General features: G+C 48.5%; 25 protein-coding genes. 5 read left to right on the plus strand and 20 right to left on the minus strand.

From position 1 onward, the window contains the following. Window positions 1–112: 112 nt before the first annotated feature. The 11 genes from AC58P5_RS04080 to AC58P5_RS04130 all read right to left on the minus strand — a co-directional run bounded on the left by AC58P5_RS04080 (window position 113) and on the right by AC58P5_RS04130 (window position 8,076). A complete protein-coding gene (locus AC58P5_RS04080; protein ID WP_497384741.1) occupies window positions 113–625 on the minus strand; it encodes an acyl-CoA thioesterase in 513 nt (170 codons plus the stop codon). Between the two features lie 264 nt (window positions 626–889). After that, window positions 890–1,546 (minus strand): response regulator, encoded by a 657-nt coding sequence (locus tag AC58P5_RS04085; RefSeq protein WP_497384742.1) that lies wholly within the window; start codon window positions 1,544–1,546, stop codon window positions 890–892. Between the two features lie 154 nt (window positions 1,547–1,700). Next, entirely contained in the window at window positions 1,701–2,381 is a 681-nt protein-coding gene (locus tag AC58P5_RS04090) for a Na-translocating system protein MpsC family protein (protein WP_497384744.1), read from the minus strand. A 220-nt stretch (window positions 2,382–2,601) separates the two neighbouring features. Then, the gene (locus AC58P5_RS04095; protein WP_497384745.1) at window positions 2,602–3,483 is read right to left on the minus strand and encodes a carbohydrate ABC transporter permease; all 882 of its coding nucleotides are present in this window, start codon (window positions 3,481–3,483) and stop codon (window positions 2,602–2,604) included. An 8-nt stretch (window positions 3,484–3,491) separates the two neighbouring features. Continuing rightward, entirely contained in the window at window positions 3,492–4,340 is an 849-nt protein-coding gene (locus AC58P5_RS04100; protein WP_497384747.1) for a carbohydrate ABC transporter permease, read from the minus strand. Window positions 4,341–4,450: 110 nt separating this feature from the next. Beyond that, entirely contained in the window at window positions 4,451–5,746 is a 1,296-nt protein-coding gene (locus AC58P5_RS04105) for an ABC transporter substrate-binding protein (RefSeq protein WP_497384748.1), read from the minus strand. A 270-nt stretch (window positions 5,747–6,016) separates the two neighbouring features. Continuing rightward, window positions 6,017–6,355, minus strand: a complete 339-nt coding sequence (gene ymzB / locus AC58P5_RS04110; RefSeq protein WP_497384749.1) for a protein YmzB — start codon at window positions 6,353–6,355, stop codon at window positions 6,017–6,019. 112 nt (window positions 6,356–6,467) lie between these two features. Next, on the minus strand, window positions 6,468–6,788 hold the full coding sequence (locus AC58P5_RS04115; protein WP_497384750.1) for a thioredoxin family protein: 321 nt from the start codon (window positions 6,786–6,788) through the stop codon (window positions 6,468–6,470). Next, the gene (locus AC58P5_RS04120) at window positions 6,785–7,156 is read right to left on the minus strand and encodes a MerR family transcriptional regulator (RefSeq protein ID WP_497384751.1); all 372 of its coding nucleotides are present in this window, start codon (window positions 7,154–7,156) and stop codon (window positions 6,785–6,787) included. Before AC58P5_RS04120 ends, AC58P5_RS04115 begins: the two co-directional genes overlap by 4 nt. Window positions 7,157–7,332: 176 nt before the next feature. Continuing rightward, a complete protein-coding gene (locus AC58P5_RS04125) occupies window positions 7,333–7,662 on the minus strand; it encodes an ArsR/SmtB family transcription factor (protein ID WP_497384752.1) in 330 nt (109 codons plus the stop codon). 153 nt (window positions 7,663–7,815) lie between these two features. After that, complete coding sequence (locus AC58P5_RS04130; protein ID WP_497384753.1) at window positions 7,816–8,076, minus strand: YqkE family protein; 261 nt, start codon at window positions 8,074–8,076, stop codon at window positions 7,816–7,818. A gap of 573 nt (window positions 8,077–8,649) precedes the next feature. Here AC58P5_RS04130 and AC58P5_RS04135 point away from each other — a divergent pair. The 3 genes from AC58P5_RS04135 to AC58P5_RS04145 are packed head-to-tail and all read left to right on the plus strand — an operon-like array spanning window position 8,650 to window position 11,726. Next, window positions 8,650–10,152 (plus strand): spore germination protein, encoded by a 1,503-nt coding sequence (locus AC58P5_RS04135; RefSeq protein WP_497384755.1) that lies wholly within the window; start codon window positions 8,650–8,652, stop codon window positions 10,150–10,152. Between the two features lie 9 nt (window positions 10,153–10,161). Next, entirely contained in the window at window positions 10,162–11,277 is a 1,116-nt protein-coding gene (locus AC58P5_RS04140) for a GerAB/ArcD/ProY family transporter (RefSeq protein ID WP_497384756.1), read from the plus strand. Continuing rightward, entirely contained in the window at window positions 11,274–11,726 is a 453-nt protein-coding gene (locus AC58P5_RS04145; RefSeq protein ID WP_497384757.1) for a Ger(x)C family spore germination protein, read from the plus strand. Before AC58P5_RS04140 ends, AC58P5_RS04145 begins: the two co-directional genes overlap by 4 nt. Window positions 11,727–11,850: 124 nt before the next feature. Here AC58P5_RS04145 and AC58P5_RS04150 read toward each other — a convergent pair whose 3' ends face one another. The 7 genes from AC58P5_RS04150 to AC58P5_RS04180 all read right to left on the minus strand — a co-directional run bounded on the left by AC58P5_RS04150 (window position 11,851) and on the right by AC58P5_RS04180 (window position 19,938). Next, complete coding sequence (locus tag AC58P5_RS04150; protein ID WP_497384759.1) at window positions 11,851–12,183, minus strand: YolD-like family protein; 333 nt, start codon at window positions 12,181–12,183, stop codon at window positions 11,851–11,853. 13 nt (window positions 12,184–12,196) lie between these two features. Continuing rightward, a complete protein-coding gene (locus AC58P5_RS04155; protein WP_042233289.1) occupies window positions 12,197–12,451 on the minus strand; it encodes a helix-turn-helix domain-containing protein in 255 nt (84 codons plus the stop codon). Between the two features lie 99 nt (window positions 12,452–12,550). Then, window positions 12,551–13,294, minus strand: a complete 744-nt coding sequence (locus tag AC58P5_RS04160) for an N-acetylmuramoyl-L-alanine amidase (RefSeq protein WP_497384760.1) — start codon at window positions 13,292–13,294, stop codon at window positions 12,551–12,553. Continuing rightward, window positions 13,295–13,897 (minus strand): hypothetical protein, encoded by a 603-nt coding sequence (locus AC58P5_RS04165; RefSeq protein WP_497384761.1) that lies wholly within the window; start codon window positions 13,895–13,897, stop codon window positions 13,295–13,297. It abuts the gene before it with no gap. A 247-nt stretch (window positions 13,898–14,144) separates the two neighbouring features. Then, window positions 14,145–18,251: a hypothetical protein gene (locus tag AC58P5_RS04170; protein ID WP_497384763.1), complete on the minus strand. Its 4,107-nt coding sequence runs from the start codon at window positions 18,249–18,251 to the stop codon at window positions 14,145–14,147. Window positions 18,252–18,256: 5 nt separating this feature from the next. Beyond that, the gene (locus AC58P5_RS04175) at window positions 18,257–18,751 is read right to left on the minus strand and encodes a lytic transglycosylase domain-containing protein (RefSeq protein WP_497386024.1); all 495 of its coding nucleotides are present in this window, start codon (window positions 18,749–18,751) and stop codon (window positions 18,257–18,259) included. After that, entirely contained in the window at window positions 18,685–19,938 is a 1,254-nt protein-coding gene (locus tag AC58P5_RS04180) for a hypothetical protein (protein WP_497384765.1), read from the minus strand. The genes AC58P5_RS04175 and AC58P5_RS04180 overlap by 67 nt, the downstream gene beginning before the upstream one ends. A gap of 136 nt (window positions 19,939–20,074) precedes the next feature. On the opposite strand from AC58P5_RS04180, the gene AC58P5_RS04185 reads away from it, so the two are divergent. Both AC58P5_RS04185 and AC58P5_RS04190 read left to right on the plus strand, forming a co-directional pair. Further along, window positions 20,075–20,158 (plus strand): putative holin-like toxin, encoded by an 84-nt coding sequence (locus tag AC58P5_RS04185; RefSeq protein ID WP_475717038.1) that lies wholly within the window; start codon window positions 20,075–20,077, stop codon window positions 20,156–20,158. Between the two features lie 229 nt (window positions 20,159–20,387). Then, complete coding sequence (locus AC58P5_RS04190; protein WP_497384766.1) at window positions 20,388–20,558, plus strand: hypothetical protein; 171 nt, start codon at window positions 20,388–20,390, stop codon at window positions 20,556–20,558. Here the strand turns inward: AC58P5_RS04190 and AC58P5_RS04195 are convergent. Together AC58P5_RS04195 and AC58P5_RS04200 are read right to left on the minus strand one after the other, a co-directional pair. Further along, window positions 20,539–20,706 (minus strand): hypothetical protein, encoded by a 168-nt coding sequence (locus AC58P5_RS04195; protein WP_497384768.1) that lies wholly within the window; start codon window positions 20,704–20,706, stop codon window positions 20,539–20,541. The genes AC58P5_RS04190 and AC58P5_RS04195 overlap by 20 nt on opposite strands. A gap of 309 nt (window positions 20,707–21,015) precedes the next feature. After that, entirely contained in the window at window positions 21,016–21,594 is a 579-nt protein-coding gene (locus AC58P5_RS04200) for a hypothetical protein (protein WP_497384770.1), read from the minus strand. Window positions 21,595–21,598 lie beyond the last annotated feature (4 nt).

The following is a 21,598-nucleotide window of genomic DNA, read 5'->3' on the forward strand; positions in this document are numbered from 1 at the left end:
AAGGAAATAAACCATCTATTTACCCGTTATCACTCCGGCTGAATCAAACAAAAAAAACTCCGGTTTTTCCCGCCGAAGTCTTTTTGCCTTGCGCATTCTGCCTGCCGTGAGCTTATTCCCAAGGATATTTAGCCGTTAGGAAGTCCGCAAACGTTTTGCTGGCTTCTCTTCTTACCTTGCGGATTTCCGCCCGGTGTTCGGCAGTTTCGTAGAGCTTGTTCTCTTCTTCCGTTTCGGGAATGACTCTCGGAACCGGAACCGCCTTGTTATTATCGTCCAGGCCGACAAAGGTCAGAAAAGCGGTCGCCGCGATTTTTCTTTCGCCGGTCACCAGGTCTTCGGTAATGACTTTAACGAACACCTCCATGGACGTTCTGCCTGTCCAGGTGACGAAGGACTCGAGGGAAACCGAATCGGACGGACGGATCGGGTATAGGAAATCGACGGAGTCCGTTGATGCCGTTACAGCCGTTACCCGGCAGAGCTTGGACGCCGAGATGGAGGCAATATCGTCGATATAAGACATCAGCTTACCGCCGAACATCGTATTGTGGTTGTTTACATCGGGAGGGAATACCCGGGCTACTTTCATACATCTTGTTTCTTTGACAAATTTGCTTTCCATTATGCAGACGCTTCTTTCGTAGTTAGAATTTGGTAAAGGGTTCTATTCCGCGGGGATAACCCTGAATTTTGACGGACTCCTAGTGTAACAATTTCCGTAACGCTTTGTCAAAGCACCTTTTAAGTTTTTCCACTAACCTCCCGTTTCATCCTGCAATCTCCTGTTAATGAATCAAATGAAGCAAAATAAGCTGTCCCGGCAGCCCGTGTGCACCCAAACAAAAAACGAAGCTGATTTTCGCCAACCGAAAACCAGCTTCGTTTTTTATTTTTTCAATCCGTTGATATACCCGATCCATTTCGTCAGCACGTCCTCGATTTCCGCGATCCGGAACGGCTTGCTGACATAATCCTGCATCCCGCTCGCCAGGCAGTTTACCCGGTCCTCTTTGCGGGCGTAAGCCGTCACGGCTACGATGACGGGACTGTTGTCCCCAGGCGCCGCCTGGCGTATTCTTCTCGCCGCCTCAAGGCCGTCCATGTTGGGCATCGCGATATCCATAAAGATGAGATCGTAGGCTTTACGCGCAAAAGCTTCGACCGCCTCGGCTCCGTCCTCCGCGATGTCGGGTTCGAACCCGCGCTTTCTCAGAATCGTCTGCAACAGCTTCCGGTTCATCGGATTGTCCTCCGCGATTAGGATGGACAAGTCCTCCCCTTCCCGGGAATATCTCTTCGAAGGAGCCGTAGGCAGCAGCGAAAGTGCCGGAAATGCCGGACCCGGCGAATCCGAGAAGCGGAATAACAGATAGCCGCCTGTCAGATCCAGCTCCCTGGAAACGGCTGCTTTTTCCGGCAGCCTGATTTTTCTTTCCAATATATACGTACATACTCTCGGCTTAGAGTTTTCGGGCAAGTGTCCCTCGAAACTCGCGTCCGGTCCGCCGGAAGGCCTGCCGCCCTCTCCTTGGTCATAGGGCATCTTCTTTCTCTTTCCATGTAAGTGTATCAAGAGTTCCGGATTCCTCCTTGTAACGATTTGATTCAATAAAAAGCAAGAGCCAAGAAACGCGCTTCCGCGCGTTCTTGGCTCATGACCAGCGTATGTATGATATCTGGGCATTCAGTCCGTCAATTTATTTAAATGTATAGACCAGAACGCTTCTGTCTCTTTCGAAATCCCAGTCCAGATATAAACCGGTTACGGTTCTGCCGATCGCTTGTTCCATATCGACATCATGCAGTAAGAGCTTTTTTTCGAGGGAGATTTTGGCGACCCTCAGGGCGTTCTCGTAGCCCGTTTTAATCAGCTCTTTTTCCAGCATAATGAGCAAGCCTTCCCTGACGATAATGAGCGTTCTCGGATTCGTCCAGAACGAGTATATACGTTCGGGAATTTTTTGTACGTGTGCCGTTACATCGCTCACCTGTTGATGAACTTTCTCGTAGCCGGCGTATTTCTCCTGTATATCCGCATCGAGGGATTTGTTCGTCAAGCCGATCATAATGCCCGAGTGGTCTTCCAAATCCCAGTCATAATAGATTTCCTCAATCGCGATGCCCACGGTCTGGGTAATGAATTCCTTCAAGTCCGGCAGCAGCACATCCATAACCATCTGACGGGTTTCGCGGACCGCTTCGCCTTTCTGCTTATCCAGCAGAATCATTTCAACTGCACTTACGAAATTCCGGAAATGTAGAGTAATGCCGTATTCATTATACGAGATAAAAATGGACTCAGGTCCTTTGCCAAAACGCTCCCTGAGCATCTTTCCCGTCTGGCTTGATAATTGGCTCAGTGCAGTCTTCTTCTCCAAAAGTAACCTTCCTTTAAACCGTTGGCGTCTACGTCCAAGGATCCTAAATTTGTCTGCCCAAAAATCAATGGCGTTCATGTCCAGTGATCCACTAGAAATTATAATACAATTTGCGCGTTTTATAAAGGTATTCTTATCCTGCCCGGTTCCGGACTTTTTATGAAAAAAAGTGAAAGCCGCCCGGACCGCACGGCGGCTCCTCTTTCGGCGCTTAATGCGCTTACCCTTTTACCGCCCCCGATTGAACGCCTTTTATAAAATAGCCCTGGAAGCCGATAAATACGGCCAGAATGGGCAGCAGGGCAATGACCGAGCCTGCCGCGATCAGCCTGGTGTTCGTGACGAACGTGCCTTTGAGCTTGTAAAGGCCGAGTGTGAGCGGATAAAGGCGGTCGTCCTCAATGACGAGGTACGGCCATAGAAAATTGTTCCACGAGCCGATAAAGCTGAGAATGGCAAGCGTGGCCAACATCGGCCTTACCATCGGCATCATGATCAGCAGGAAGATCCGGATCACGCCCGCCCCGTCGATCACGGCCGATTCTTCGATTTCTTTGGGGATGCCGAGGAACCCCTGTCTCATCAGAAAAATGCCGAAGGCCGAAACGGCGGCGGGCAGGATGACGCCTGTATACGAGCCCAGAAGATGGAGCTTGCTGAGGATCAGGTAGACGGGAATCATCGTCACCTCGCCCGGAATCATCATCGTCGCGATAATGACCAGGAATACGGCTCCTTTCCCTTTGAACGTCATCCTTGCCAAAGGAAAAGCCGCCATGGAGCAAAACACGACCGGAAGCAGCACCCCGAAGAAGGCGAGCACGGTGCTGTTCCATACGTACAAAGGCAGCGGCAGGGAGTTCCATACCGTCGCGTAGTTTTCCAGCGTAAACAGCTCGGGTATAAAGCGGGGCGGCATCGAGTAGAGGGTCTCGTTCTGCCCTTTTAAAGAGGTGGACAGCGTCCACAGAAAAGGAAGAATCATGACGACCGCTATCAGAGTCAAGCACACGTAAGAAATAAGGTGCCGGACTCCCGGACGTCTCTTCCGCCATGTCCGCCGGCCAGGGGCAGACGGTACGACTGCCGGTTCTATCCGCATCGCGTCCTTCACTCTCCTTCCATCGAACGCTTGTTAACGAGCGTTAACAGCAGAATGACGACAAAAAGCACGAACGAGATGGCGCTGGCGTAGCCCATATCCAGCTGCTTGAAAGCTTCGTCGAACACCATGTAGACAACGGTCGTCGAAGCCCCGATGGGCCCCCCCTCCGTCATGGTCAGCATGAGCGTGAACTCTTTGAAGGCCCCCATCGTAGATACGACGGAAACGAAGAATATAACCGGCTTCAGCATGGGAAACGTGATGTGGATATGCTTGCTCCAGAAGCCGGCGCCGTCCAGCTCCGCCGCTTCGTACAGATCTTCCGGCACGGCCTGCAATCCGGCCAGATAAAACAGCATATAATAGCCGAGCCCCTGCCAGACGGTTACGATAGCCAGACTCGGCATCACGACATATTTGCTCGTCAGCCACTTGACCGGCTCCGCTCCGAACAAGCTCAGCATATAATTGAAAATGCCTTCGCTCTGAAACATCCAGCCCCACAAGAAGGCGGTGACGACGACCGATACAAGCGCGGGAAAATAGTAAATCAGGCGGAAAACTTTCACGCCGGTCAAGCCCTGATTAACCAGGATGGCAAGAAAAACGGGAAGAATAACAAGGGCGGGCGTAACGAGAATCCAGTAATAGAACGTATTGAACATGGCCCGCCAAAAGTCCGAATCCCCGAGCAGGCTTCGGTAATTGGCCAGCCCTACCCATTCCAACGGTTCGAATACGTTATAAGACGTAAAGCTGAGATAGAGAGCCGCCGCGGAAGGGAAAATGCTGAACAGGAGCAGCAGTATCCCGGCCGGGGCCAGGAAAGCCCAGGCGTGAATCGTCTTGTACATCTCGAAGAGACCTCCTAGTCCGTTCATCACCGGACGGTACACGTGCACAGCCCGGTGACGGGATCATGTCTTCTTCCGTAAAATCGTGATGTCAGCCCGCGCCGACTCGCTTATTTAAGCAGCTTGTTTACGGCCGCTTCGGCATCGTTCAACGCTTGAGCCGGATCTTTATCCTCCAGCAACACTTTATGGAACTCGTCGTTGATGGCTTTATTGATCTTGGAAATATTCTCGACCGGCGGGAACATATTCTCCGAAATCTCCAGCTGCTTGGCCGCATAATACAAGCCTTTCTCCGCGGGATCCGCTGAATCTTTCCCCTTCGTGAAGAACGGATCTTCCGCCGCTTTCTTGACCGACGGCAGAATGGCGACGATTTGGGCGAACTTCAGCTGGTTCTCGCCGTTGGTCAGGAACTTGGCGAAATCCGCCGCTTCTTTTTTGTGTTTGCTTTTGGCGGATACGGCGATGTTCATGATGGCTACATTCACCTTGCCGCTGGAGCCGATCAGAGCGCCGGCGGAATCCGATTCGGCGTACACTTGAGGCGACAAATCTTTCACCTGCCGGAACAGCTGCGGCCCCGTTCCCCAGAACGCGATTTTCTCCTGAGCGAACCACTCCTGCGGCTTCGCCTGGTTCAGCAAAATTTCATCGGGGATTAGGCCCGCTTTATACCGCTCCTTGAATTTCTTGAATATTTCAAGCGTCTTTTCGTTGTTAAAAGCCGCTTTCTTGTAATCGTCGCTGACCAGCTTGATGCCATTCTGAGGCAGATATAAGTGAATGTCTTTCAAGGTATTCCCAAAGGCACCCGTCTTCTCTTTGATCACCCTGGACATTTCCCACGATTCTTCTTCCGTCTTCGGGGGAGCGTCGAAGCCCGCTTTCTTAAGCAATTCCTTGTTATACAGCTGAACGCTGTTCGACAAATACCAGGGCAAGGCGTACGAAACTCCCTGAAACTCGCCGGCCGACCATACCCCTTCGAAGTAATCCTTTTTCACGTCGGCAGCCAGTTCATCCATGTTGGCGACAGCGCCGAGAGCGGCCAGCTTTTTCAAATAATCCGTGTTCAGATTCAGCACGTCGGCCAAGGAGCCCGAAGCAGCAGATGTAAGCGTTTTCTGTTCCATGGCCTCAAAAGGAATGTCCTGCCAGTTCACCCCAACGCCTGGATTTTTACTTTCAAAATCTTTGATGACACCATTCAAGTAATCGTCGAATGTCGGGCTTAACGCGATCGTCCAGAACGTAATTTCCTTCTTATCTCCCTTACTTGACTGCTCTGCGGTAGCCCCCGGCGATGCGGACGTTCCCGGATCTTTTCCGGATTTGGAGCAGGCTGCCGTGAACAGCAGCAGTATGGCAATAACCAATGGAAGCCATCGTAAAGATTTTTTCAATAAAAACCCTCCCCAGACTGAAGTATAGGATAATACTACCTAAATATTGTTCCAAATATGAAATATTCCTTCCACACAAAAGAAATCGCTTTCAAAATGCTTGAAACTAATCTACGCACGCTTCAGGAGCTTAAAAAAGGTCTCCTTATAAATAGACGCCGTTCAGCGGCCATTTATTCATCCGTACACGATTCCATACAATCCTCGGGCAAAAAAAATAGCCCCTTAAGGGGCTATCGGTCGTTCGCATGCGCTTGTCATCTCGACTGCTTACTGGAGAGTCAGCGAATATATGGCGCGTTCCGTTTTCAGCACGACGCTGTCCACGCTTAAATCCGCTACATATAGGCCTTCGAGCGGGATAACGAAGGTGCCTTGAGGAAGAGCTTCTTCGCTGCCGTTATTGAGAACCGTTCCTTCCCCGTAAAGAAGCAAAGCGCTGCCGTTCGTATAGTCGTCCGGAGCATCGGGCTGATACTCCCGGTATTCAAACTGGTTCAATTGAAGATCGACCCGGTCGATATCTTCCTGTTCTTCTTTGGCGATCCGGATTGACTTGTTCGTGTTGGAATTTAACCAGTCCGTGACGGGCTGGAGCTCGTTAGCCATGGGTAACCCCTCCTTCTCGTAATGAGGCTCTATCTTCTTTTACCCCGATTCTGTATAAGTTGAACGAAATCTTTCGTTTTCATTCTCCGGTCCGCCGAAGCAGGAAAAAAAATCAGCCGATATAACGGGATAGGACGGACTCGTACACGGATTTGGGACGCAGCCCGACAAGTTTTTCGACCGGCTCGCCTTTATGAAGGACAAGTACGGTAGGCATCGACATGACACCGAAGGCCGAAGCTGCTTCCGGGGAGTGGTCGCAATCAATTTTCAGGATGTTCGCTTTACCGGCATACTCGGCACTGAGTTCCTCCAGAATGGGCAGAAGCGTTTTGCAAGGCGGGCACCACACGGCGGTAAAATCGATAACGGTCACGCCTTCGTTAGAAATATGATCCGCGTATGTGGCATCGTTTACGGTTGTCAGGCTCATTGAATTTTCTCCTCCTTGGTTCCGTTTTTTAAAATATAATGGATTCTTTCTTCCAGATTCGATTTGATGCTCTGCAATACCCCGATCTGCTCTTCGATTTCAGAAAGCTTCTGCTTGTAAACCGGAAGCACTTCGGAACAGAAGGCTTCATTGTTCATCAGCACGCAGTGAAGAAACCCGGAAATTTGCTCGGTATTCAGGCCAAGCCCAAGGTACAGCTGAATCGTCCGCACCTGTTCTACGGCGAACGGAGCATATTCCCGGTATCCGTTGTCCCCGCGGATCGGCGAAAGCAGCCCCTGTTCCTCGTAGTAGCGCAGGGAGCGGATGCTGACTCCGGTACGGGCGGAAAGTTCTCCGATTTTCATTCCGGCAAACTCCTCTCTGCCTTTATTTGTTCCTGAGGCTATTATAAACCCTCACATTAATGTCAGTGTCAACAGCAAAAAAAGCCCGGACTAAATTCCGGGCCGTACCATTTAAGGAGAAAGCGTGGCGGATCGTTGCCCGCAACGGTTCTTGCGAGGGCAACATTATGGCAGGCTCAGTTGCAGCGTCCGATTCCGTCCGTTTTCTCTTCCATTTCAGTGATTTTGTGACTCATCGAAGGGACTTGGCGGAGCAGCTCAAGGGTCCGTTTCTTCTGATCGGCCGCCAGCGAATAGTAGATCCACTGCCCCTTTCTTGTCTCGCTCACCAGTCCCGCATCCTTCATCTTCCGCAGATGCTGGGAAATGCTGGGCTGGGACATCCCCGTCACGTCCACCAGGTCGCAGACGCAGAGCTCCCGTTCCCGCAGGAGGGCAAGAATCGTCAGCCGGGTTTTGTCCCCCATGAGCTTAAACGTATCGGCCAAACTTTGCAGTTGTTCCACCCTTCAAGCTCCTTCCGTATGTGTATATGCTTACATAATTATATAATGGAATCCGCCGGATGGGCAACTGCGGTCCTACCCGCCTGAAGCGGGAGCGATCCGCCCGTTAAAATCAAAGCAGCCTGCCGGAGCAGACTGCCTGGGGTTGCTTGCTTATTTGTATTTGCGCCAATCCAACTCGCTGTTGGCCAGCAAATGTTCGAAATTGTTGTCCAGCCTTTTCTGCTCGGCCTTGCGGGCCTCCGCCGCTTTCCGCTGCTCTTCCTCGCGCCGATTCGCCTCGTCCGCTTTCATCTGGTCGGATTGGGCCTTCAGCTTCTCGATAACCTGCGGATTAAGCAGGTCTTTAAGCGTTGCGGGCTTATCCGTATCGGCCGCACGCGGCGCAGGGGCGGGTCTTTTCTTCTTCCCCATCACTCATCACCTCGGTTCCCACATTATAGCAGGTTCGCGGGCCGGATTCCAGCCTCCTCGCCTTGCTTCGGGCCGTGCCTCGACCGTCGGCGGCGCAGCGGAACCCGATATTTCCGGCCGAGCTGTCGGGAGTGTTTTACTCCTTGCGGCAGCCCGGTAACGGTTGCAGTAGGAGCCTGTGACAGAGGTAGGAGCCTCCGCATAACGCGGTTACCCCCGGAAGCCGGCCCCTGCGGATTATCGGCGGGGCTGCTTGCGTAATAGGCCGGACTGAGCTCCCCAGACCGCGTTCCTTCCGGCAGGCCTCTAAGTTCCGTGAACTGCCCGCGGCTCCCCTAGCAGCAGCTATTTACCGGTTTCGGCTCCATGACTGTTTTCCTTCGTTGTCGGCGTTCGGCCTTCCGCTTTTTTAACCCCTATATCACATGCCGGAGGGCTTATCTTCCCGAAGTATGTTCCGAAAAAAGTTTTTCGCTCCCTCAGCTTCCTTTCTTCCCGGTAAATGTAAGTAAAGAGAGCTCCTTCCGGTCATACTAAGCGGACCAAGCCCGCACGGGAGGATATGACGGCCTAATGTCTGATTTTACTATCGGCAGCTATGAGGATTTCAAAACGTACTGTTCCCTGGATACTAATCAGGTCCAAAGCAAAATTATCGGGATACCCGGAGAATCCTACGAGCTGTTCTACCTCGACCAACTGATTAACAAAGATATTCTGCACCGCGATATTCTCCATCCGCTGCTGGAGCTCGGCGGGGGCCTCGGGCCGGATCAGCTTCTTTCCTATCTGCCTGTCGGCGGAGGCAAGAAATTAGAGGACTGGGCTGAAATCGCCTCCCTGCTCCTCGCCGGATGGATTTACGTCCATCCGGCGTCTTTCGACAAAGGGGTTATCCTCCAGGCCGACCAGATTCCCGGACGGAGTCTGACGGCAGCCGAGAACGAAAGCCAGATTTTCGGGCCCCAAGTCAGCTTTGCGGAATCGCTGGACCAGAACATGGCTCTGATCCGCAGCATCCTGAACGATCCGCTGCTCAAAACCGAATCGTTCATTATCGGAAAACAGACCCAAACCCGGATCATCATGTGCTACATGGAGGGACTCAACAATAATGCGTACGCCGAAACGATCCGCAAACGCTTGTCCAATCTCAAGACGGACGGCATTCTGGACAGCGGCATGCTCGCCAAGCTGCTCGAAGATAATCCCGACAGCATTTTCCCCATGTATTTCTTGACGGAAAGGCCCGACCGGACCGTCGGCGCCCTGCTCGAAGGCAAAGTGGTCGTGCTTGCCGGAGGCAGCTCCCGGGTCATGATCGCCCCGTCCACATTCATCGACTTTTTCAAAGCCGAAGAAGACCGCTATGTACACTGGCAGATGTCTGCTTTCGTATTCATCCTGAGGATGCTGGCCGTCTTCTTCTCCATGCTGCTGACTCCACTCTATGTGGCCGCGCTTACGTTTCATTATGAGATGATTCCGTCGGCTCTGCTCGACCCTTTGTCGAGCTCCAGGGCGAAGGTTCCTTTTCCGCCCTTATTCGAGGCGCTGCTGCTGGAATTCATCATTGAGCTTCTGCGGGAAGCCGGCGCAAGACTGCCGACCAAAGTCGGACAAACGATGGGCATCGTGGGCGGTATCGTCATCGGACAAGCCGCCGTTCAGGCCGGCTTCACGAGCAACCTGCTTATCATGATTGTCGCGCTCGGTGCGCTGGCCTCCTTCACTTCCCCGGGATTTATGATGGGAACGGCCATCCGGATTCTCCGCTTCCCGATGATCATGATCGCCGGATTTTGGGGCGGGATCGGCATTGTCATCGGCATCGCTTTTCTGCTCATCCATCTCTCGAGGCTCACGTCGCTCGGCACGCCGTACCTGAAGCCGTTTTATCCGTTTGACAGCTCCGAATTTACCGAATTGTTTATCAGACGGCCTTACGGAAAATTCATGGAAAATATCGTTAAAACTTTCTCTTTCCAAGCCCGGAAAAAGAAAGGGCAGGGCTCCGAAACCCCGGATAACCGGCAAAACATAGATTTGTTCGAACAATTCCAAGAAGAAAACTAGGTGACTGACATGAACAGCTATCCGGAATCTCCCCACACTTCACTGCGCGCTTACCTGCTTTTCTTTATCATTACAACGACGCAGATAGGTGTGGGAGGAGCCAGCTTTCAGCGCAAAATTTACAAAATAGTCGGCCAGGATTCATGGGTTACCGTCCTGCTCGCCGGACTGTTCTGCCATCTTGTCGTCTTGGCCATGTTCTCTTTTCTCAAAAAATACCCGGGCAAGGATCTTTACGGCATTCATAAAGAAGCTTTCGGAAAATGGCTGGGCGGCGTTCTGTCCTTCCTTTATGTGGCCTACCTGACACTCATTGCTTTGACGATTCTCCGGAATTATGCGGAAATCGTGCAGACGTGGATTTTTCCGGACATGCCTCCCTGGTTCCTGGCCCTTATGATTCTTTCCCTCACTTTGTACGGTGTGCTCGGAGGCATCAAAGTGATGGCCGGAATCGGATTTATGAGTATTCTGATCCTAACGTTCGAGATGCTGCTGTTGTACTATCCTCTCCAGTATGCGGATTGGGGATATCTGCTCCCCGTCATGAATCATTCTCCGGAGGAATTTCTGAATGGAACGAAGGAAATTTCCTTCTCGGTTGTCGGTTTTGAACTGCTGATGTTTGTTTTTCCTTTTATAAGGGATCCAAAAAAAGCACCGAAATACGCACATTTCGCTATTCTGTTCACTACGGTTACTTATCTCATTTACATGGTTACAGCACTCGTCTATTTCAGCGGAGGGCAGCTTATCCACACCATTTGGCCGACTTTGACTCTGCTGAAAATCGTGGAATTTCCTTTTATCGAGCGCGTTGAATATATTACGGTTTCGCTCTATCTCATTGGGATTTTGCCGAACGTTATGCTGGTTGTGTGGTCCGCCTCCCGCGGTATTCCGAAAATAAGCCCGCTGAAAGAAAAAACGTCCCTTTACCTCGTTGTCGCCATTTTGTTTGTGATTTGCACGCTTTTCAGCAGCAGGCTTGAAATCAAGCGGCTGAACGACATAACCGGGAGAGTGAGCATGTACATGGCTTTTGTGTATCCGCTTCTGCTGGGCATCATCCTTTTCTTTAGAAAAAAGATCGTACGGACTGCGAACGGAGGTGATTCCCCGTGAAAAAAAGGCGGCTCTGCCTTCTGGCCCTTGTGACCGTACTGGTTGCGACGGGATGCGTGGAACGGCGTGTCTTCGAGAGAATCGGTCTTGTGGTGGCGCTTGGTTACGATAAAGGCCCCGACAGCCGCCTCAGCGGCACATCCGTCATGTATACCCTGGATAAAGAATCCGGTCACCGGGCTACGATTCTGTTCAACCAGGCTTACACGACTAAGAAGCTGCGAGAGGACCAGAACCGCAAATCCTCCAAAAAGCTGATGCTGGGCCAGCTGCGCGTCGTCTTGTACGAAGAAGCGATCGCCCGTGACGGCCTGATCGATCTCGTCGATTCTCTGATCCGCGATCCCTCCATCGGCACGAAAATATATCTGGGAATCAGCACCGAAAAAACCGCCGATCTGCTCCAGCATCCGTATAAGAGCATCAGCAATATCGGGACATACCTATAAGTACTAATAGGTTGTGACTAATACCGATAAATTATGTAGACAATCTTGGGGGTAAATGGTATATTTTTCTTGACCGAAAGCATCGGTAAACAAAAAGGCCAAGGGAAAGAATCCCTGGCCTTTTTTATGTATATACGCTTATAATGTCATCCCACTTGATCCAGTCCCAATCGTCATCATAGTCAATCCTCAAACGTTGCAGTTGCATATCAAACTTGGTGACTTTGCCACGCAGCTCTCGATCTTCAAATGGGTCAAAGAGTACCAATGTAACTTCTTTGTCCGCAGCCCTGGCGTCTACAATGTCCAGGAGCATCAATTCCCATGCCTGCTCATCTAAAATTGGCTTCACCCTGCGATTTATCTCCCTCAGCTGCCGCTGGATCGCCTCTTTATGCTCCGGTAGGATCATTCGACTTGATTCGTAAAGGCCATTACCCTCTAACTTCTTCCCCATGATGCCATCCTCCTCAGTCCATCCAAGGGTTTATGTATGTTTTCTTCTCTTCCTTTTTCTCTCTAGGCCATCCTTCAATAATCTTAACTTCCGAGAGCTTTTTGCCCATGATATATCCCTGTTCTCGCAAGGTGCTCAGAGCCTGCTTGATATTTTCCTGGTTGTACCCTGATTTAGTCTCCAACTCGGACAAATCGGGCATACAGTGATGGATATTCGAAAAATTGTACAGGATGCGCAGTACCTTCCGTTCGGTATCACTTAGCACATCATTTCCTCCTTATAAAAGAACGTATGTTCTTATTATAATCGGATTTGGGGCAGAGTAAACAAAAAAATCCCCGCCATTTATAGGCAGGGATCAAAATTACTTCGCTATGCGGTTCATAAGCGTAAACATCAGCCAGGGCAGGTCCTTCTCGATCTCGCCTGCCTGTAACTGTTTCTTCCACATTTCTGCATCGGACAAAATCCCCTTAGCCGCCAGCTCATCCATCGCTGTCATCGCCATATCAAGCTTCCATTTTTCCAATTTCGTCACCTCCAGTTTTTGATTTGGCTGTAATCCGTAATGCTTGACGATCGCATTAACAATGGCTCCTGCGCATGTCTTGCGGTAAGGTTCTTGCTTAAGCAGTTCTGACTCCGCGTGATTGGACATAAAGCCGCACTCGACCAGGATGGACGTCATGTGCGTCTCTCGTAGGACATGCAGGTCACCAAGCTTTACGCCACGGTTGCGGAGACCAGTCGCCATGACCATCTGCTGCTGAACGACTTCAGCGATGGCCCGGGAGTCCTTCGGATTCGACGTGTAAATAAAAGTTTCAATACCACTGGCATCGCTCCATCCCTGACCACCAGCAGAGTTTGCATGGATGGATACAAAAAGATCGGCGCCCCATCTATTGGCTTGGTCTGTACGCTCTTTCAGGGGCACGTCGCGGGCATCTGAGTGCGTGAATTGCACTTCCACCCCTTTATACTCCCGGAGCATGGGAGCTGCGAAATTGGCTACTGCGCGGTTGAATACGTACTCCCTTAGAGTCTCATCCGGCGTTCGTTTGCCTGGCGTGTTCTCGCCGTGTCCAGCGTCTAGGATAATCTTCATTTATCTCACCTCTCTGTCGATCGGTTTCATATCACTCAAAATCTTCTCGACCATTACATACCGGCGCGCAGCCTCTTCAGATTGGACCTCGTTACCGTTCTCCAGCAACTTGTAGTAGTCGTTAATTTGGTTATGGACATTCTCTACACGCTTGTAAATCTCGTTGTGCGTCATGGCTGCTACATCATCGTGTGTGATGTGTGAGGCTTCTTGGATAACATCGCCTTCAGCTTGAATATCTGCGGCCTTCTTTTTCTCATTAGCCACGTCCTTGACTGCTTTAGCTGTGATGTACGTGGCAACCAGACCGGTCAACAGGAACACTTCTTCCTCATTGATTGGGATCCCGAGGTATTCAGAAAATCCGAGAATGAGGCAGGAGATTACGACCGTGACAAACTTCGTACTATTAAAGGTAATCTTCTCGCCGTTTTTGATTTTTTGGATATCGACAACGATCTGTGCAACAAGGAAATTACCCACGATGATGATGGCCGCGACAAGCTTATCAGTCGATACCTGCCAACCAAAATTTTTATTGATAAAGACGGCTATTAATGAAGCAATTACCGTCACAAACTTCGGGTCCACCCATTTACTCATTTATTCCACTCCTTCCCGGGGCTATACCGCCGGTGATGATGGTAAGGATTTCTTTAAGCTCGTCGCTACCTGTTCGCAACATTGCGTCAAATCGCCATAGGCGTACAGAAGCTTGCTCGCTTCCTCCGGCCCGTACAGTTCCCGGATGATTCTGTATGTCTCGTCCTCTACTGCTTTTTCCATCGGTTCTAGTAGCAATGGCAACCCACTCCTTTGCATGCAAAAAGACCGATCGTTTGACCAGTCCCTATTTTAAATTCAGTTCCTTCTTCAGTTCTTTCCGGCCTTTCTCTCCGGCCTTGCTGAGCGCATCGATCATCGCTTTAACCTTTGCATCATCGCTTTTGTTTTCAGGGATCTTGCCAATAAGCCGCGCTGCTTCTTCGCCCACCGATTTCTGATATCGGACAAATTGATCTGGGTTGAGGTCGATTTTCTTGCTCTGCTTCGTGGTCTTGTCGGTTCCCGAGATGTATTTGTCCACCATACGCGGTGCAATGCGCTTGTCACCAGTAGCATTGAGCAGGTCAACAACTTTCTTTGCCTCAGGAGAAACATTGTATCTGTTGGTGAACGAAGGGTTCAGGAACACATTCCATAGGCTATTATCCTGGAAATTAGTCTTGCCTTTACCCAACGTATCCACCGCTTGAGGCAAAGAATCGGACAGTCCAGGGATCTTGATCTTTGCTTTATTGATCGATTTCTGGATGAAGCTAGGATCATATGTCTCTCGCTTCGTATTATCACGGTATTGATTAACCTGATTTACCGCTGTTGGGACGAAAGAGGAAAGCATACCTGAGCCTACATTCTTCAAAAACCCTTCGATGGTATTGTCCTCTCCTGGATTTGTTGAGAAAGCATCTTTAACTCCTTTAAGAACGGACTGTTCTGTGATGGTATTAAGGCCTCCGGTGATTGAATTAAAGGCAGTTGAAAGCAATCCTTCTCCTACTTCTAGGCCCTTCTTACCTTTTTTCTCTGATTCAGAGATATTTGCTCCTGCGGAAAGCGCCATCGAAACAGGTTGAGCCCAGTCATAGTTGTATAAAAGGTCGCCTTCGCGTAGTTTGGCTGCATCTCGCATCGAGTTGAAATTACCTGTAACCAATTCCTTAGCCCAGCGATTAAGTGCGCTACCATTAATTTGGTACTGAGCTTGTCCAGCCTGTCTCTCGAGTTCACGAACATCACGATCGTTATCCGAAGCACCAGTGATAATTCCGATATTTGATAAATAATAACCAAAGCCTGTGATTCCTGTTCCAACTGAAGCTCGCATAGCACTTATAATCACATCTTCCCGAGTTTTCACACTACCCTTTTTAAGAAAGGGTTCAGCCACTTCATACGCAGCTTTCAGGAATCCAGCCGGTGAATACTCTAAAGCGCGTGTAATCAGGTTCCCAGGAGTCTTCGGATATTTTATGACCAATGATCCAATGCCGAAATCTAGATCTTTATTTAAGAACTTTTTTGTTCCTTGCAAGCCTTTGGCGATAAAGCTATTATCTTGGAAGGTAATATATTTTCCATATTCATCAGCAATAGCCTTCACGTTTTCATCGATGTTCATTAAATAACGTTCAGTGTGGCGTTTTCGAGCTTCTCCTTTCAATCCCTTATTTACAGCGTCTAAGTGGGCCATTTCCCGTAGACGTTGATTGACTGCGCGGTTATAGGCAGCATAATCAAAACCTTTAAGAGTAGCGCCTAATGTTTTTTCTAAATATGTCATCGGATTAAGTTTGCTTTTGAATGCTTGGCCCCGGATATCATACTGCGTGGTTAGTCCGTCCGGATTAACACCCTTCCATCCGGCTTTAGTTCCAATTTTTAAACCTTTAAAATAATCTTGTGTGGGCTTAAACCAATCTTCCCAACCATTTCTCGCAATGGTTATTGTTCGGTCTTTACCAGTTAGCTTTGATGTTGCCCAGTCTACAGGAGTAGCTAGTGTTCTGTTTAATCGTTCAACTCGATAAAACAACTCATTACCAACGGCATTACGGATCATTGTTTTCGGATTTAAAAGCTGGCCGATCGTCTGAGCAGAATCAATTTTCCGGAGTAGCCCAGGTCTTTCAAGTGAATTGAGAACTACCTGCAAATCTTGACTTGCCTGAGATTTAGCGTCACCAGCTAAGGAAGATACCTTCTTGGCTAATGCTTCAATTTCGGCGATGCTTTCTGGCGATAAGTCACGATCTTTAATGAAGCGTTCGGCGATTTTCTCGGATTTCGATATGGTTTCATCACTAATTTTCTTGCTGCTGGTGATTAATTGTTCTTGCGCTTTCTCGTATAGCTCCGTGAGATGAGGACGAATCGCTTCGCCGAAATCCCTCACCATCGCAGCGGACCAATCTGCAAACTTAATGGTACCTTGCGCGAGCTTAGATGCACCGATAATCGCGTAGTTTGCCGCAATTGTTGGGTCGATACCAGATGATATCTGAATGCCCTTGGCTCTTAAACGTTCCTTGGCGGCTTGTTCCTGGTCTTCCAAAAACTTGACCACTTTATCTTTAACCCGACTGTCCCCCATTTCCTTTGGAACCTTTGCAGATTTGGGTTGTTTGGTTTTAGTATTTATAAACGATTTTGCATCCTGAACAAATTTTTGCACTGCGGCTTTTTCTTCACTCGTAACGGTTTGTCCAGCACGATATTTTTCAAGAATGTCTACCACGCTCGATGCCGCTGTTTTATTTCCGCCCATTTTCTGTACGGTACCAGCCAGTTCGGTGAGTTGATTCGCCATTTCTGGCGTAATTTTCACTTCTTTGCCTGGAGGAAGCTTTTCAGTTACCTTTTTAGCCACGCGTTGGGCATATACAAGTACGCCTTCGGGAGTGAGGCGGTTATAAATAGTAGCAGCCTGTAAAGTTTGTCCTGTCTTCGTTAGCTTTTCGGCCACTTTCATAGCCACATTGACGGCTCTTTCTATCATACCCTGTGACTGAAACTCATCAATTAATCGGTATCCAGTTGCAAGGTCTTCGGGGCCGAAGTTGTTTTCCTTGTTCATTAATTCTAATTCTGCTTTATTTAAATCTTTAACGCGCTCATTCGCCTTTGCAACCGTCCCGGCGTTCGTTATAGTTTCGTGGTATCTGAATTGTTCAGCGCCTTCCTTGAATGGCTCTGTGGCTTTTGATGACTGGGTTAATGTGTCATATGTGCCACGCTGTTTAAGGACTGGTTGCGGCTCGATTAAGCTATCTGACAACCTAGCCGGTTGGATCTTGTTTTCTGTTTTAGCCGCCGCAAGCAAAGCCTCTTCCTCATCCAAATATCTTTTAAAGTCAGTAAATGAGGGTAGTCCAGTCTTTCCGCCAATCGGCTTACTTGGACTAATTAGAGATTCGTTCAGCAATTCTTTCGGAACGGAAGCAGCGCGAGGTGCAGGAAGCGCTAGTTGTGGCTCCGGTAATGCTAATCTCGGCTCTGGTAAAGCTAATGGCTGCTCTACCGGTGCTGGTCCAAACCGCTTGCCCAATGCCTTAACACCGGCACCTAATCCGCCGAGAAGTGCGCCACCAGCAGCTCCATAAGCACCTTCAATAAGCATATTCTTCGGAATGTCACTAATTTCCCCACCAGTCATTAATGTTCGTGGGGCAGCATATGCAGCGGATCCTAATGCTTCTTGGGCGATCAAACGAGGTACGCCAGTCAATGTCGGAGCACCTAACTTTTGAGTCGCTTTATTAATGGCCGTATTAATCATGGGACCACCAAAAAAGGTATTGGCAACGTTCATTTCTGTCTGTGCCGGATTTACAAATAATCCTCCTGCTGCACCGGCGAATTGGGCGGCAATATCTCCTACCTTACTACCGGTTGATTGAGCAGGATAAGGCATAGGCGCTCCATTCATATGAGAAGCGCCCTGGTTAAAGTTTTGAAGTACTTTACCAGCAGTTGTGTCGTACAGTAATTTATCCATTGCCCCAGCGTAAAGGTCGATCGTATTATTTTTGATGGATTTCAAAATGGAGTTCTGTGGGTCCTGCTCAGCCCTTTTTGCTTCGTTGACGTACATTGGATTCGGCACAATGTCCTTAATCATTTGCCGTGCATTGTACACCGAATTACGTCCAGCTTCAGCTGCTTGTGCCTGGGAGATTGCTTTTAAATCTAATTTTCCAGTTGCGGAACCTAAACCGCTAACAGCACCCATCAAGTTATTAGAAATTTTGGAGGTAAGGGAGGGACGAGTGTCTTCTATGATTCCTAACCTCATCCTGTTTTCATCGAATAGACTTTTGCCGTTAGTGCTCGCAGGCGCATTCCCTGAATTCGAAATACCCAACCGTTTTCTGTTCTCGTCAAAAAGCGATGCCACCGATCTCACCTCCCCATATTACTCATAACTTTAGGCACATAATTTTGTGTCTCTTTCGGCAGATATTTCGAGACGGCGTTCCATTCGCGGGAGCCCGCTTTTTTAATGGCCTTGTCCACGTTTCCGGGACCAGCGTTATATGCGGCAAGCGCCAATTGTACGTTCCCATACTTCTTCAACTGGTAACCGATGTAGGTCGCTCCGCCAAGCACGTTTTGTGCTGGATCATTCGGGTTGACGCCGAGAGACTTAGCTGTGGCCGGCATCAACTGCATAAGTCCAGTAGCTCCGACATGGCTCTTCGAATTTTGATTAAAGGACGATTCCGCCTTTGCGATCGCACCTAACAGATTCACGTCAATGCCGGTTTTAGACGATACGTCAGAAAAGATCCCCCGGTATGCCTGTGGTATTCCACTAGCCCCGGGGGATGTCAGTTTCCCCGTGAATTCAGTAATTTCTTTTGCTCGTCGTTCATTGGCAAGTTGTATCTTGCGAATAGCTTGGCATTTTCATAATCAGACATTCCAGCTCCGAGGATCATCGTTTCCAACTGTTTTGGGCTTGTAGTTATATTTCCGTCATCATCTCTAGTAATTACCTTGTCTATATAACCTGCATAATCTTCAGCGGTAGCTGTCTTCTGGCCTTTATTGTTCAAAGCACCAATCTGAGCATTTTTATATAGGTTATCCGGGTTACTAGGATCTTTACTCCAACCTAAAGTTGCCCATTTATAAGCATTATCTTGTCCCATATTAGCAATGTTCGCTTGTTGGCCTAATCGTTGAAGATCGTAAGAACGATCGCTTTCGAGAACGCCGCGGCTATAATCCCTATCACTGATTGCCTTCTGCCAATCAAATTGCTGTGCATTAAACGGCTTCATACCAGCCACCTGATTAAATGCCACCTGAGTATCATACTTCGGCTGAGCGTCTACACCGTAAGTCTGGCTAAGCCACTGAGCGAGGCCGATGCGTTCATTTTTTTGCTGATTAGCCAGTACATCTTCGCGGTAAGCATTGTCTGTGTCTTGTTGGTTTAGTCCGTTTAACAATTGCGCGAGTGCTGATTGGTTCTTAAATTGATCCTGCCCAGCTTGATAGTTCATACCCTGCACTTGCAGATCTCTATTCGCCTGGTCTGCATATTGCTGATAAGCTTGTGGAATGAGTTGTGTTATCGCAAAGTCACTTGCGCGCCCATATTCCTGGAGTGCACTCTGATCTCCACGATCTTTGGTGATAGTAGAATTTAAGAGACCCCTTTTGTTCATATCTGCAGAGATATTTCCAACCGCTCTTTGGGAATTTACTTCCGCTCTCCTTAACGCCGCTTTATACTGCGGATCATCTTCCACATTGTAGTTAAACTGTTCTGGCGCCTTATATTGAAATGGCTCCCTATTAGCGCTCTGCGTCATCGTATTTACGGTATTGTTGATTTGGTTGGTCCTATCAGAACCACGGTAATCACGTAATGCCTTGGATAGCTCCGATTGAGGGGCATATGTGCTACCCTGTTGGAGTCCATAATCGGCATTCGTCTGCGCTTGCGGGTTCGTTTTATAAAAGTCTTTCCCCTTAAGCTGTACCGTTCGGCTGTTCATATCGTATGTGATATCATCGTCGCCATATCCGTTATCACGAAGGTATTTTCTAATTCCGTATAGTTGTTCGGCCATGTTCCACCCTCCTTTGAGCATTAAAAAAGAGCCCGGCATATGCTGGACTCTATCATTTATGGTATAATCTTCCTCGTACACAGAATGGCTTTTAGTAGGGCGGTTGGCTACTCTCTCTTAGAAGGGAGGGATAGCTATGGAAGTATACCAAGCGATGACGCTTATGATTTCTTTTGCGACGTTGGTTGTGTTGATACTTTCTTTCCATAAACGGAAATAAACCGCCCTCGCCAAAGGATGCGGTTTATTTCTCGACACGTCTTTTGAAGCCGACCGCCCTTAAAAGCGGCTGCTGTACAACCAAGGGGCCAGTAAGCGCTGGCTCCTTACTTTATTTTACCCTTGTTGACTTAATTTTATCACATGGTTACAAGTATTTACAATCCTTCATCTATCCCAAATATCCCTCCTCTGGTAATATCTATACTTATGGGAGGAGGTGTCGAAATATGGCCGCAACATTTGAGCATGAAGTTGCAAAAGAATTAACATTAGTAGCAATTCCTCATTTGAACCTTATCCCTAAAGAAGGTAAGAACAGGAATGAATACATTGCTGAGGAAATCGCGAAATTGTACCAAACTATTCTTGCAGGAGTTGTCAAAGGTTCCGAGATTTAGTTGCTTCAATCAAATTAGCAAGTCCGTTCATAACCTCCGGCAGAATGTGTAGTTCTTGGCTGGAGGTTTTTCTTTCTACTACAAGCTGAATCCAGTCACATGATTTAGTGATCGTTTCATTGATTTTGTTTGCTGTTTCCATATTCATTTTTTCATCTCCTAATTATAAAAGCCCACCATATGGTGAGCTTTTTTTTATTCCGTCGTCTGAATAACGTCATAGGTCAGTTCAGCTTTCTTGTCTTCACTGTTGATGGATGACATAAATAGCACCGTGTACGCTTCTTTTTGATCGCCGTTCAATACTGTAATCACGTTTTCGTTCTGCTGGACCTGTGCATCTGGGTTATGCAAGGAAATCATCATTAGGACTTTAAGCAGTATTTGATTTATTGTCATTTCGGCACCGCCATCATATATTTTGATAGGACTATTGTACCGTTTTATACAGTATTTCTCAAGGAAAAGCAGGTGGTGGGTATGGCCTACTTTCAAGTTGAGCAACACGATATTCTAGACTGCTAATCCTGCTTGATATCGATCCGCCTGGAATAATTAAATCATCGGCATAAATTCTATTGTTCACGACCATTCCCTGAGGGCTGTCAATGTTAAATGCTACAAAACCATTTGCACTAAACGTGAGATCACCCGAGAGATATCTTATAAATGCATCATATCCAGGTGCATTTGAAAAACGAATAGATTTGGTAGTTCCGTCGAATTGATTTCCGAGGTAAACATTATTGCCTATTGTAGCATCGGTTTGAATGTTGATGGTCCCACCTTGAAATTGACTTGCCTTAATGACAACACCTTCAACTATTCCAGCTTTAACATGTCCGATATTTGATGTAATTGCAGACAGTTCATTTACATCCAGCCGATTTGCTGTAATACTGTTTGCTCGAATGTTTTTATCGTCCAATCCCCCTTGAAGCAAATATTCCAGCATCTTTTGGGCTTTGCCGAGCGCTTCCCTGATGTCCTCCAGGCTTGCGTCCCCATCAATCCGACCAAAATTCATTATTGGCATTTCC

It is taken from the genome of Paenibacillus sp. JT31N7 (assembly GCF_059692095.1).